At 40.5% G+C, this 12564-nt stretch carries 9 protein-coding genes; 6 read left to right on the top strand and 3 right to left on the bottom strand.

Annotation, left to right across the window (positions count from 1 at the left end):
- Positions 1–128 precede the first annotated feature (128 nt).
- The 4 genes from F986_RS07310 (at position 129) to rpmE (ending at position 4377) form a co-directional block, all read left to right on the top strand.
- The gene (locus F986_RS07310; protein WP_004693584.1) at positions 129–2270 is read left to right on the top strand and encodes an AmpG family muropeptide MFS transporter; all 2142 of its coding nucleotides are present in this window, start codon (positions 129–131) and stop codon (positions 2268–2270) included.
- A gap of 124 nt (positions 2271–2394) precedes the next feature.
- Positions 2395–2796: a lactoylglutathione lyase gene (gene gloA / locus F986_RS07305; RefSeq protein WP_004693583.1), complete on the top strand. Its 402-nt coding sequence runs from the start codon at positions 2395–2397 to the stop codon at positions 2794–2796.
- 167 nt (positions 2797–2963) lie between these two features.
- Positions 2964–3944, top strand: a complete 981-nt coding sequence (locus F986_RS07300; protein WP_004693581.1) for a bile acid:sodium symporter family protein — start codon at positions 2964–2966, stop codon at positions 3942–3944.
- 205 nt (positions 3945–4149) lie between these two features.
- The gene (gene rpmE, locus F986_RS07295) at positions 4150–4377 is read left to right on the top strand and encodes a 50S ribosomal protein L31 (RefSeq protein WP_004693579.1); all 228 of its coding nucleotides are present in this window, start codon (positions 4150–4152) and stop codon (positions 4375–4377) included.
- 145 nt (positions 4378–4522) lie between these two features.
- On the opposite strand, the gene F986_RS07290 is transcribed toward rpmE, so the two are convergent.
- Genes F986_RS07290 through epmB form a run of 3 tightly spaced genes read right to left on the bottom strand, consistent with a single transcriptional unit; the run spans position 4523 to position 9410 of the window.
- Entirely contained in the window at positions 4523–6649 is a 2127-nt protein-coding gene (locus F986_RS07290; protein WP_004693577.1) for a sensor domain-containing phosphodiesterase, read from the bottom strand.
- Positions 6631–8376 carry a hypothetical protein gene (locus F986_RS07285; RefSeq protein ID WP_026056434.1) on the bottom strand — a complete coding sequence of 582 codons (1746 nt, stop codon included), beginning with the start codon at positions 8374–8376 and terminating at the stop codon, positions 6631–6633. Before F986_RS07285 ends, F986_RS07290 begins: the two co-directional genes overlap by 19 nt.
- Positions 8377–8393: 17 nt before the next feature.
- Complete coding sequence (gene epmB, locus F986_RS07280) at positions 8394–9410, bottom strand: EF-P beta-lysylation protein EpmB (RefSeq protein ID WP_004693575.1); 1017 nt, start codon at positions 9408–9410, stop codon at positions 8394–8396.
- A gap of 309 nt (positions 9411–9719) precedes the next feature.
- Between epmB and efp the strand changes: the two genes are divergently transcribed.
- Together efp and F986_RS07270 are read left to right on the top strand one after the other, a co-directional pair.
- Positions 9720–10289 (top strand): elongation factor P, encoded by a 570-nt coding sequence (gene efp / locus F986_RS07275; protein ID WP_004693574.1) that lies wholly within the window; start codon positions 9720–9722, stop codon positions 10287–10289.
- Positions 10290–10457: 168 nt separating this feature from the next.
- The gene (locus tag F986_RS07270; RefSeq protein WP_004693573.1) at positions 10458–12560 is read left to right on the top strand and encodes a carbon starvation CstA family protein; all 2103 of its coding nucleotides are present in this window, start codon (positions 10458–10460) and stop codon (positions 12558–12560) included.
- Positions 12561–12564 lie beyond the last annotated feature (4 nt).

The following is a 12564-nucleotide window of genomic DNA, read 5'->3' as shown; positions in this document are numbered from 1 at the left end:
ATGCAAAAGATCAAGCAAAGTCGCAGTGTTTGTCGACAAAAATAGAACATTGATTTTATAAATCAGGTTGAAACAAATTGTATTAAGGGTTTGAATAGCAGCATTGGTTTTAAGACAACAAAAACGTAATGACAACACAATCTTCAGGATGGAAATCCGCCTTTACTGCATTTTTAGATCGCCGTGCGTTGATCATGCTGTTTTTGGGTTTCTCAGCAGGTATTCCAATCCTGTTAATTTTCTCGAGCTTATCTTTATGGTTAGGTGAGGCAGGTATCGATAAGAGCGCTGTGACTTTTTTTAGTTGGGCAGCTCTGGGTTATTCATTCAAATTTGTTTGGGCCCCTTTGGTTGATGAATTACCTGTACCAGTGCTGACCAAATTATTGGGTCGTCGCCGTGCTTGGTTATTGATCGCGCAACTGTTAATTATCTGTGCCATTTCTATCATGGCTTTTTCAGATCCGTCTCTTGGTCAGAGCTATCTTTACCAAATGGCTGCGGGTGCTGTGCTTTTAGGTTTTTCTGCTGCGACACAAGATATTGTGATTGATGCCTATCGTATTGAGCTTGCAGAAACGCAAATGCAAACAGTGTTGGCTTCAACCTATAACGCAGGCTACCGCATCGGCATGATCGTTGCGGGTGCGGGTGTGTTATTTTTAGCGGCTTATTTGGGTACAGCTAAGGGCAACTATATTTATGAGGCATGGAAGTGGACGTATTTGGCAATGGCGGCGGTCATGTTGGTCGGGATCGCAACCACATTGTGTATACGTGAGCCACAAGTTGATCGGGTACGTAAAGAATATAAACGAGTAGATTATTATCGTTTAGTGGCAGTTTTCTTTGTGTCTGTGGTGAGTTTTGTACTGAGTTATATTTACTCAGGCAAGTTAACAGAAATGCTGATCCAGCTCTGGTCGATCAAAGATAGTTTTGCATTGTTTTGTTTTGAAGCTTTACGTTTTATTGGCTCTGGTGCGGTTGCATTTGTGGTGGGTTCAAGCCTTGTTAAAATGGGTGCTGTGAACAAACAAATGGCCTATGAAACATGGGTGAATCCTGTTGCTGACTTCTTTAAGCGTTATGGCGTGAAATTGGCGTTGGTATTGCTATTGTTGATTGGTTTTTACCGTATTTCCGACATTATTGCAGGTGTGATCTCCAATGTGTTCTATCAAGACTTAAACTTTACCAAAGAACAGATTGCCGAAGCGGTGAAAGTTTATGGGGTGATTTTTAGTTTGGTGGGTGGATTTTTAGGAGGACTACTGGCGCAGCGCATGAACATCATGAAGTTGATGTTTGTCGGAGCAATCTTGGCCAGTTCAACCAATCTCATCTTTATTGGTTTGGTCAAATCAGGACAACCTTTAAATGATGTTGTGATCAATGTTGGTGAGCAAAGTTTCAAAGCTCAAGCAGATGAGACTGGTGCATGGGCAATTAAGGTTCCTGTTGAGCAGCTCAAGGCAAATCAAAGTCTAACTGCAACCGCTAGTTTTCAGAATAGTACTTCACAGCCTGTCTCGGTCACATTGCCTTATATCAGTCAAACGGGTGCATCTACGGCATTACTGTTGTTTCCGATCACGGCTGATAACGTGATTGATCAACGAGAGTCTGAAGGAAGTATCGTGGTACGAGGTCAATACCTTGCTACACTGGCTGAAAACCAAAGTATTCAATTGAGCTTAGATGGTCAAAGCTTTGATGCAAAGTTAGACAAAGAAGGTGTGTTTAGCGCAGCAATCCCTGCTCAACTGCTTCTTGATTCAAACTCTAAAAAGCTGAATGCCATATTGATGCAAAATGAGCGTGCGCAACAACACACTGCGCTGAATTATCAGGTGGATCCCGCAGCTGCAAAATCTGTAACTTTAGATTTTGATCTTCAACCGATTAATTTGAATAAAGCAGTTGATGGGCAGTTAGAAGTTAAAGGGAAGGTGATTAAGGAATATAGTTCAAACTGGCTGTATTTTGCGATTATTGTCGACAACTTGGCATCAGGTTTAGCTGGTGCTGCATTTATTGCATTTCTATCAAGTTTGACCAGCGTATCTTTCACTGCTGTTCAGTATGCGATTTTTAGTTCATTGATGACGTTGACACCTAAAATACTAGGTGGATATTCAGGGACAATTGTGTCCAATATTGGCTATCCAAATTTCTTCTTGCTGACCACACTCATTGGAATCCCAATTTTAATCTTAGTGGTCTGGGTGGCGAAACTTCTACGTGAGCATGCCGCTGAGCAAAGTTAAAGCATCGATTTGTTTCGAATGAAAAAAGTAGCCCTTGTGGCTGCTTTTTTTGTGGTTGAGGTTTGAAATATAGGACGGCTTTGCCTATATTAGGGGCTGAGAATAAATCATGAGGAAAATTCCAATGCGCATGCTACATACCATGCTACGTGTAGGCAATTTAGAACAATCTTTGGCGTTCTATACTGAAGTGCTTGGTATGACTTTGCTTCGTAAGCGTGATTATGAAGAAGGTCGTTTTACTTTGGCATTTGTGGGTTATGGCGATGAAGAAAATCATACGGTTTTAGAGCTGACGCATAACTGGGATACGGACAGTTATGAATTGGGCAATGCTTATGGTCATATTGCCATTGCTGTAGACGATGCATATAAAGCTTGTGAGGAAATCAAAGCACGCGGTGGCAATGTCGTGCGTGAAGCTGGACCAATGAAGGGTGGTGTAACGGTTATTGCCTTTGTAGAAGATCCGGATGGTTATAAAATTGAACTGATTCAACAAGATAATAATGCACGTAATAACTAAGCCGTTATTAGGTCATATGCAGCGTGTATGCACAGTATTAATTAAAAAAATATTGAACATATCCTGTAAACGCTAGCTTTATTTATATAGCTCAGTAAGATGAATTTACCCAAAGGTAAATTAGTCACTGGGCTTTTTCATTTTTAGAGGAATGACAGGATGTTGGTATGTTGAAATTATTGGCACTCGATCGGTTTACGTTATTGCTATTTGTTATGGTGCTCTTAGCCAGCTTTGTCCCTGTTTCAGGTCAAGCTGCCAGTGTATTTGGTGTACTGACGACGGTCGCGATTGCGATATTGTTCTTTTTGCATGGCGCTAAACTATCCCGTGAAGCCGTGATTCAGGGCATGATGCATTGGAAACTCCACGCGTTGGTTTTTGCATTTACCTTCATCCTTTTTCCAGTTTTAGGTTTACTTGCTAAACCTGTATTGGTACCACTACTTGGGCAGGAGTTATATTGGGGCTTTTTGTTTATGTGCTTTTTGCCATCGACAGTACAGTCTTCAATTGCGTTTACTTCGGTCGCGCAAGGCAATGTGGCTGGGGCGGTATGTAGTGCTTCATTCTCGAATTTGATCGGGATGTTTATTACCCCTGTGATGGTGGCCTTTTTCATTTTGGGGCAATCAGAGCATGGTTTTGATCCAACCTCGTCTATACTTCAAATCACTTTATTGCTGTTGGTTCCATTTGTCCTTGGACAGTTACTTCGACCATATGTATTTCCGTATATGCAAAAAATGCCAAGCATTGTCAAAGCATTCGATCAGGGGTCGATATTAATGGTGGTGTACGGTGCTTTCAGCGGTGCGGTGGTAGCGGGCCTATGGCAAGAGGTGAGTGTCGGTACTTTAATCCTATTGATTATTGTGTGTTCGGTCCTATTGACGATTATTATGTTACTTGGGTTGTTTTTACCACGTTGGTTGGGCTTTAATCGTGCTGATCAGAAAACCATTTTTTTCTGTGGTTCAAAAAAGACCTTAGCCAGTGGCGTTCCAATGGCACAGATTCTTTTTATTGGACAACCTTTGGGGATGATTGTTTTACCGATTATGATTTTTCATCAAATACAGCTGATGGTGTGTGGGATTATTGCTAACTATTGGGCCAAGCAATCTGAAATTGAAACGAAAGAATAATTGGCTATCTGATACTATATCTCGTATAATATTTGCCACTTGTTGTGCTTAGCTCTGACGGTATCCGTCTCGGTGGGCCAAAAGAATGGTCTGTTATGGTGTTGATCTGCAACTTAATTTAATTAAGTGGCCCTTTCCTCAATTTTGAGAGTGATCAATTGCGATGACAGCAAAACCTTCTTTAATTTTTATGGAGTAATCGACGATGCGCGCCGATATTCACCCAAAATACCAAACTTTAGTTGCTACATGTTCTTGCGGTAACGTAATCGAAACTCGTTCAGCACTTGGTAAAGAAACTGTTTACCTAGACGTATGTTCAGCTTGCCACCCATTCTACACTGGTAAGCAAAAGAACGTTGACACTGGCGGTCGTATCGACAAGTTCAAACAACGTTTTGCTGGCATGTCACGTTCTATCAAACGCGACTAATAGCAAAAGAAAAAAACGGGCATTTGCCCGTTTTTTTATGCCTATGATTTGGATACAGAGTCATAGGACCGATAGCTAGATCATAAATAAAAAGACCTCATATAGAGGTCTTGAAATTTAGAGGCTATGATCCAAGGTTTAACCTTTACTGATCCTGAACGTCAATCAGATGATCGAGTTTCTTCTGGAAATAATCGCCTTGAATAAAGCGGGCATCGACATTCCATGCATTGGCAAACGAAGTCATATCATTCAGATCACGCAGCATAATTTGAATGTTTTTCAATTGATGGTATACCGCAACTTTTTCTTGCAACTCTTCCGTGTTGGCGTCGCTACTGAGCATGCGAGTTAAGTTTTCATGTAAAGTGAGATTGTTGATATCGAGCTGACGTAGGATCGATTCACTATAAATACTATTACCAAAGTCACGAATCGAAACTTCAGCACCATATTGGCGAAGCTGGGCAATGTATTTTTGTGCTTCAGCAATGTTCTGGCTGATATCATCCTCAGAGAACTGAAGGGTAATTGGGTGACTTAACTTACTGCGTACAATGGTAATCAGTTTGGCGATAAACTCAGGGAAAGAGCGGTCATTCAACAGTACGGCTTTGTTTAAGTTTACAATCAACTTTGCTTCAGGATACTGAGTGATAAAATTGTGTAGCTGTTTACACGACTCAACTAAAATCCAGCGGTCAAGTTTAATAGACAGTTCGTGGTCTTCACTTAACTCTTTGAGGCTTGATATATCTTTCCACGTATTACCATAAATAAAGCCACTGGTAACCTCATAGGTGTATAAATTAGTGTCTTCTTTGTCGTAAAGCTGTTGATATTTAAGATGAATCTCACCACGCTCTAAAGCTAGATGTAAAGCTTTAAGTACCGTAGGTTCATTTGCTGTTTTTTGAGTGTCTAAAATATCGCTGACTGTAGGATTAATCAACTCAATCACAGGCATGTCAATACTGGCTTTTTGCTCAATTTCGCAATCGTCTTGATTGGTCGGTAAAGCGGTTTTAAAGGCTGAGCACAGTAAGTGTTCAAACTGATCTTGATTTGAAATTTCACCTTTCAATAAAGTGTAGCCAATGCGCAAATTTACTGGATAGCTATTGTTTTCTACCGTGATGAGCTGTGGTTTGGTGAGCGCATTTAACGCAATCAGCTTGGATTCGAGTTTGGCCTGTGATTCTGCTTGGAATAAACCAACGATAGTTTGCCCACTCGCCTTAAATAGAGGAATATGAGTCTGTTCATTTAAAAAGCTGTAAATATTGTTAAAATAATCACGCGTAGTTGCCCAGTTGGCTTTAAAAATTTCATCTGGACAAGAGCTGAGTGCAAAGCTAACCAAAGCATTCTGATCAGAGGGTTGCTTGGTCATGGCACGGTTAATTTGTTGATACGTATTAGGTTTTATTACGTGTTTTTCAGTGTTGACCGATGGAGCAGCGGTGCGTTCAGATTCGACTTCAATCGTCAGTTGGAGTGCATCATCTTCAGGCGCGGCTAAAAATTCAACTTTTAAAGGATTTTTAGCTTGGGCATTATTATTGAGAGTAGCAACTTCAAAAGCACCTAAATCAAACTGACCTTGTGAAATTTTCTTAAAACGGATTTTGAAATCGTTTACATCTTTCGGCTGGAGAATATCAAGCAGGGGTTGACCAATAATATCATCTTCAGAGCTTAGGCCGAACAGTTGTAAGTATTCAGCATTGGCTGAAACATGAATCCCTTCTTGAATTAAAGCAATGGCTTTATTGCTTTCTTCAACTAAAGCCTGTGCTTGGCTTTGCGCTGTTTCAAGCTCATTCATGAGTTGTTGTTGGCTTTGCAATAAACGACTTAATGACAACGCACGTAGTAGACCTAAGTAAAAGTTATCCGCTTCTTCTAAGTCCAAAATATCATAGACCCCTTTACGAATAAAACTTGCGTATTGGGTTGATTGATATTCATCGGGCTTTAATAAAATCAGTGGTAAATTGACTTGGTTAGAGTTGCGAATCAAAGTCAGTGCTTGTTCATACTTTAGGTCATAAGCACGACCAAAAATCACCACATCCCAAGGCAGATGAAGCTGTTTTTCAAAGTTTTGTAAGTCATCCAGTAAAGTGGCATGAACTTGATGATCGCTAGAAGTTAAAAGGTCACGAATTTGGTTATAACGGATCTGATTATCATCAATAATGAGTAAACGTGTTTCCGTACGTTTTAACTTTTTAGATAATAATGGATTTCTCACTTCAATGCTTCCCATAAATCGTGATTCTTAATAGCATTCATTTGCTTTTGAATAAAACTTTGAACCAATGGTTCTTGTTGGTCATTCAACAATTCATAATCAAAACGAATAAAACTTTGTGTAATTAAATGTGCTTTTACTAAATAAATTTTAAGATCTTCATCACCTAGGCGTAAGTGAATGGTTTGTTTTTCTCGGTACATATTCGAACCCGGGACAATAAGACTAGTCTGTAGTTCATCAAGCTGGGACGTTTGTACCAATAACGCAGGTTGATAGTTCTGAGTGGTTCGGTCTGTTTTTACCATTACGGCACATGGGAAAAGATCTTGCGCTAAGATTTCTAACCCTAGTTCCAAGCTTTTTTCACTTGATTGTTTAATCCAGCGAATCACACCACCGCGCCATTGGCTATGCGCATTTTCTTGGACCAAAATAAACTCACCTGTTTTTAAATGTGCAGGTGTTGGTCCAGTCCAACGAATACGGTAACCATTCACGCTAATATCTAAAACTTCGGCAGGGTAGATTTGTTTCGATTCACGATCAATCATACGAGCAGAACTTGTCTCCACAGGAATATTACTGTTCATGGAGTTGATCACGTGACTTTCATTCTGAAAGTTGTAGTTACTTTCTAGCTCTAAAGTTTCATTAAAATTTTTGCCTTTAGACAAATAAAAATGTGCGACTGACAGACCAAAACAAATTTGTAATTGGGCTGAGTATTCATAACGTTCATGCTTACGTTCAATATTATTGGTCAATAAGTTATGAATGTGAAAATGCAAAGCAGGGGTAAGGAAAATCTTCTCATCGCGAGACAGTGGCTCAGCGCGTTTAGTTTGCATCTCTGAGAGATGATCAAGCAGGGCTTGCGTCGAGATAAAAATATTGGGTTGAATATGACTGTTTTTTTGAGAATTATAGGTCGGTGGATAGTCTTTTGATGCATCGACAATATAGCGAGATAAGGTGGTTTCTTTAGGTAATATTTGAATCAGTTTCGCCCAATCAAAACTACACAAAAATAGCCCTTGAATCTCACCTGGACGGATTTGATGGGTATTAAAAATATCCAATAGAATGAGCTGCGCATAGGCTTGGCTAATATTGTTGAGTTGATGCTGTGTACCTTGTATTTGATTAATGTTGGTCAAATAGAAGTTATTTTGGATAGCAGAATCTAAGAGCTGATGAGCCGCTAGCCACTGACCCGGAATAGGGGAACTATAGAGCAAGTGTTGTTGGTACAACAACAGTGACAGTTGTTGTAAAGCATAATAACTCGATACGGTTCGAGCCGTTTGTAGGTTCTTTTTTTGATTAAAAGCAAATAGAGAAAACTTATTTTGAGTGATTTGCTGAGAAACACGTTTTGCAATGTCGATATAGACTTTAGCAAAATGACTACGCATTAATAAGGCAAGCTCAATAATATGGTCATTTCGGTCAGTGGTGATGAGGCCTTGATTAAAAAAATGTTTTTCTAAGCTGGTAAGCACATTTTCCAAATTCGGATGCAGTACTTGAACCAAATCAAAGCGAAGTGTTTCACTGACTTGAAGTTCGGAGACTTCAAGTAATGCTTGAAATAAGGAGCGAGAAGAGTCACCCAATTGTAAAATGGATAAGTTTGCCAACCATTCTTGTAAGCCTTTGACTGTGCTTGGGCAGAAACTAAGCTTATCCAACTTTAATTCGGTTGGTTTTTGGAAGATATCTGAAGTACTCGTCGTCATCATCGTTATTATTTAACTCAAAAAGTTGAAACCCCGAAAAGTGGTGTCTTATTCTTTTCTCCCGCAATTTCCCTGACCAGCTTGGGAACCAGATAGCCGGGTAGATTCGCCAATAATCCTTGGTATAAGAAATCAATATCTTGCGGGTTTAAATCAAAATGGTGAGCCCCTTTTACTTTATCTAAAACATGTAAATAGTATGGCAATACACCTGCATCGAATAAACGGTAGCTCAAATCTGTCAAAATTTGAACGTGATCATTGATCCCTTTCAATAAAACCGCCTGATTGAAAACGGTGATTTTTTCTGCGACTAATTGCTGTAATTGACGGCAGGTAAAATCATCCAATTCCGATGCATGATTTGAGTGTACCACTAGAATAATGCGCAGCCTACTGTTTTTTAAGATGGAAATTAGCTCATCATCGACACGGTTAGGCATTACGATAGGAACTCGTGAGTGAATTCTCAAAAATTTAAGTTGAGGAATACTTTCTAAGCGTTCAATCCATAATTTTATTTTACGATTGGACAGCGTTAAGGGGTCTCCACCACTCAAAATGACTTCATTAATGTCAGGTTGCGACTGAATATAGTGTTGAATATTGATCCAATCTTCTGACTTTGGTAGGTTCTCTTGATAGGGGAAATGTCGACGAAAACAGTAACGACAATGAACGGCACATGCCCCAGTCAGTGTCAGTAAGAAACGAGTTTTATATTTGTGTAAAACACCGGGTTGTTGGTTGGCTTGTTCCTCACCCAAGGGGTCGGTCACGAAGTCGGGATGTTCTTCAAGCTCAAGATGATGGGGCAGGACTTGAAGGAGTAAAGGATCAAGCGGATTACCTTTTTGCATTCTTGTCACAAAAGCACGGGGAACACGGAGTTTAAATTGGATTGATGCAAGCAGTGCGCCTGACAGCAGTTGCTCAGGAGAAAGCTCTAGAATGTTAAGTAATTCTAAAGGGTCAGTAATTAAATCACTGAGTTGAGCTTGCCAATTTTGCTCTTGGTACAAATAATGAGTCATGCAATAAGGGGTCAAATACTATGTCAAAAGAAAGTTAGGTCATCAAATCGAGTGATGTCAAAACGAGTTGTTCGGATGTGTGCGGTCTAAAAAGGCTTTTTCAATACACAAAAACACGCGGAACGGGGCTATTTTATCAAGATCTTCGGCTTATAGGCAGTGGATTTTCATTGCTTCATAACACCTTGCTCATTTACAATACGAGGCATCAAAAAAGATGCCCTATCTTTACAGCCCAGCTTTTCAAAGCTTTGGTGTCTAAGATAAAGACATAAATATTTAAGTTAGTTAGTTTGGAGTGCGCCAGTCATGGCCTATTATTCTACGAATGATTTCAAGTCAGGCCTTAAGGTTATGCTTGATGGTAACCCATGTTCAATCATGGAAAATGAATATGTAAAGCCAGGTAAAGGTCAAGCATTTAACCGCGTAAAACTACGTAATTTACGTTCTGGTAAAGTTTTAGAAAAAACATTTAAGTCTGGTGATTCTTTAGAAGCGGCTGACATTGTAGAAGTAGAAATGGAATACTTGTACAATGACGGCGAAATGTGGAATTTCATGGATCCTGTATCATTTGAACAGATCGCTGCTGACAAAACAGCAATGGGCGATGCTGCAAAATGGTTAAAAGATGATTCAAATGAAAAATGTACCATTATGTTGTTCAATGGCGTGCCGTTAACAGTAAACCCACCAAACTTCGTAGTTTTGAAAATTGTTGAAACTGATCCGGGTGTACGTGGTGATACTTCTGGCGGTGGTGGTAAACCTGCAAAATTGGAAACAGGTGCTGTAGTACGTGTTCCATTATTTGTACAGCAAGAAGAAAGCGTTCGTGTAGATACTCGTACTGGCGATTATTTAGAACGTGCATAATGGTTTAAAAATAGACTATTATCGGAAGGGATGATGAAAATCATCCCTTTTTTTATGCCAAAGTATTAGATCAAAACAAGGAGATGCAGAGTAAAGTCGCAAAGGAAAACAGCAGTACCTCGAATAATTAAAGACGCTGATTGAATGCAACAAATATGAGGGATTGAAATGGAATCTGTTCGGCCGAAGTCAACCCTGACTTCAAAAATCATCTGGCTACTGGTAGCCATCGTCGGTGCAGTCTCTTTTGGGATATTGGCACTCAGTCGTGGTGAGCATGTCAATGCCATCTGGCTCGTACTTGCTGCGGGCTGTATTTATAGTATTGCTTATCGCTTCTATAGTTTATTTATTGCAAATAAAGTTTTTGAGCTTGATGAACGTCGCTTAACTCCCGCGCATCGTTTGAATGATGGTCTGGACTATGTTCCAACCAACAAAAGTGTTCTATTTGGACATCACTTTGCAGCGATTGCAGGTGCAGGTCCATTAGTAGGGCCTATTTTAGCAGCGCAAATGGGCTATTTACCGGGCACGATTTGGTTACTTGTCGGTGTAGTGCTTGCAGGTGCAGTACAAGACTTTTTGGTGTTGTTTATTTCTACTCGTCGTGATGGACGTTCACTCGGTGAAATGGCAAAGCAAGAGCTTGGAACTTTTGCAGGTATTGTGGTCATGCTTGGTGCATTGGGGGTAATGATTATTATCCTTGCAGTTTTGGCATTGGTCGTGGTCAAAGCACTTGCACACAGTCCATGGGGCGTATTTAGTATTGCGGCAACGATTCCAATTGCGCTCTTTATGGGGATTTACATGCGTTTTATCCGCCCAGGTAAAATTGCAGAAGTATCTATTATTGGTTTCGTTTTGATGATGCTCGGTATTGTCTACGGTGAAAATATTGCACAGCATCCATATTGGGGTGCGTTCTTTACACTGTCGGGCACTCAGTTGACTTGGGCGCTGATTATTTATGGTTTCGTGGCTTCAGCACTACCTGTGTGGTTATTGCTTGCACCACGCGATTACTTATCAACCTTCCTAAAGATTGGTGTTATTGCAGGTTTGGCAGTCGGTATTATTTTCGCAATGCCAGAAATGAAGCTGCCAGCATTCACGCAATTTATTGATGGTACAGGCCCTGTGTTTGCAGGTTCAATGTTCCCGTTCTTATTTATTACCATTGCTTGTGGCGCAATTTCAGGTTTCCACGCTTTAGTGTCGTCAGGCACCACGCCGAAACTTGTGAACAATGAACGTGATATTCGAATGATCGGATATGGCGGTATGCTCATGGAGTCATTTGTTGCAATCATGGCTCTGATCTGTGCCGCAGTGCTTGATCCGGGTGTGTATTTTGCGATTAACTCACCAGCCGCTTTACTGGGTACAAGTGTAGACACCGCAGCTGAAGCTGTTCGTAACTTAGGTTTTGTTGTTACTCCAGAAACATTAACTTTACTGGCTCAAGAAGTGGGTGAAAGTACCATTCTTTCACGTACTGGCGGTGCGCCAACTTTTGCTATTGGTATGGCACACATCATTACGGAAATTTTCAATAGCCGTGAAATGATGGCGTTTTGGTATCACTTTGCCATTTTATTCGAAGCACTATTTATTTTAACAGCAGTTGATGCGGGTACGCGTGCATGTCGTTTCATGGTGCAAGATACCGTGGGTATTGTGATTCCTGCGGTGAAAAACTCACATAACTTCTTCGGAAACTTGTTGGGTACAGCAGTTGCGGTTTCAGGTTGGGGCTTCTTTGTTTACCAAGGTGTCGTCGATCCGCTCGGGGGCATCAATAGCTTATGGCCACTGTTTGGTGTGGGTAACCAGATGCTTGCGGCAATGGCATTGATCTTAGGTACGGTTATCCTCTTCAAAATGAAGAAAGAGAAATATGTATGGGTCACGATTATCCCGACGGTATTCTTGTTGGTAACCTGTATGACCGCGGGCTGGCAGAAAATTTTCCACGAAAATCCAAAAATTGGTTTCTTGGCACAAGCTGAACGCTTTAACAATGCAATTGCAAACAATGAAATTTTAGCACCAGCAAAAACAGTTGCTGAAATGCAAACCGTTGCGATGTCGAATCAGATCAATGCTGCACTGTGTGGATTCTTTATGATTGTGGCGATTGTGATGCTCTTTGCTGCGATTAGAGTGATTCGTCGTGCATTGGCAAGCCCAGTTCCGACTGTGCATGAAGCAGAAGCCATTTATCGTGATCCTGAAGACATTCAGCCATCAAAAGCTGGACATTAAGGAG

The sequence above is a fragment of the Acinetobacter johnsonii CIP 64.6 genome, assembly GCF_000368045.1.
GTDB lineage: Bacteria > Pseudomonadota > Gammaproteobacteria > Pseudomonadales > Moraxellaceae > Acinetobacter > Acinetobacter johnsonii.
This window is presented reverse-complemented; position numbering and strand designations above follow the sequence as displayed.

Excerpts from the sequence above, each read along its gene's own strand:
- F986_RS07270 (WP_004693573.1), top strand. The coding sequence starts at position 10,458 with ATGGAATCTGTTCGGCCGAAGTCAACCCTGACTTCAAAAATCATCTGG.
- F986_RS07300 (WP_004693581.1), top strand. The coding sequence starts at position 2,964 with ATGTTGAAATTATTGGCACTCGATCGGTTTACGTTATTGCTATTTGTT.
- rpmE (WP_004693579.1), top strand. The coding sequence starts at position 4,150 with ATGCGCGCCGATATTCACCCAAAATACCAAACTTTAGTTGCTACATGT.
- gloA (WP_004693583.1), top strand. The coding sequence starts at position 2,395 with ATGCGCATGCTACATACCATGCTACGTGTAGGCAATTTAGAACAATCT.
- F986_RS07285 (WP_026056434.1), bottom strand. The coding sequence starts at position 8,376 with ATGACGACGAGTACTTCAGATATCTTCCAAAAACCAACCGAATTAAAG.
- efp (WP_004693574.1), top strand. The coding sequence starts at position 9,720 with ATGGCCTATTATTCTACGAATGATTTCAAGTCAGGCCTTAAGGTTATG.
- F986_RS07310 (WP_004693584.1), top strand. The coding sequence starts at position 129 with ATGACAACACAATCTTCAGGATGGAAATCCGCCTTTACTGCATTTTTA.
- F986_RS07290 (WP_004693577.1), bottom strand. The coding sequence starts at position 6,649 with ATGGGAAGCATTGAAGTGAGAAATCCATTATTATCTAAAAAGTTAAAA.
- epmB (WP_004693575.1), bottom strand. The coding sequence starts at position 9,410 with ATGACTCATTATTTGTACCAAGAGCAAAATTGGCAAGCTCAACTCAGT.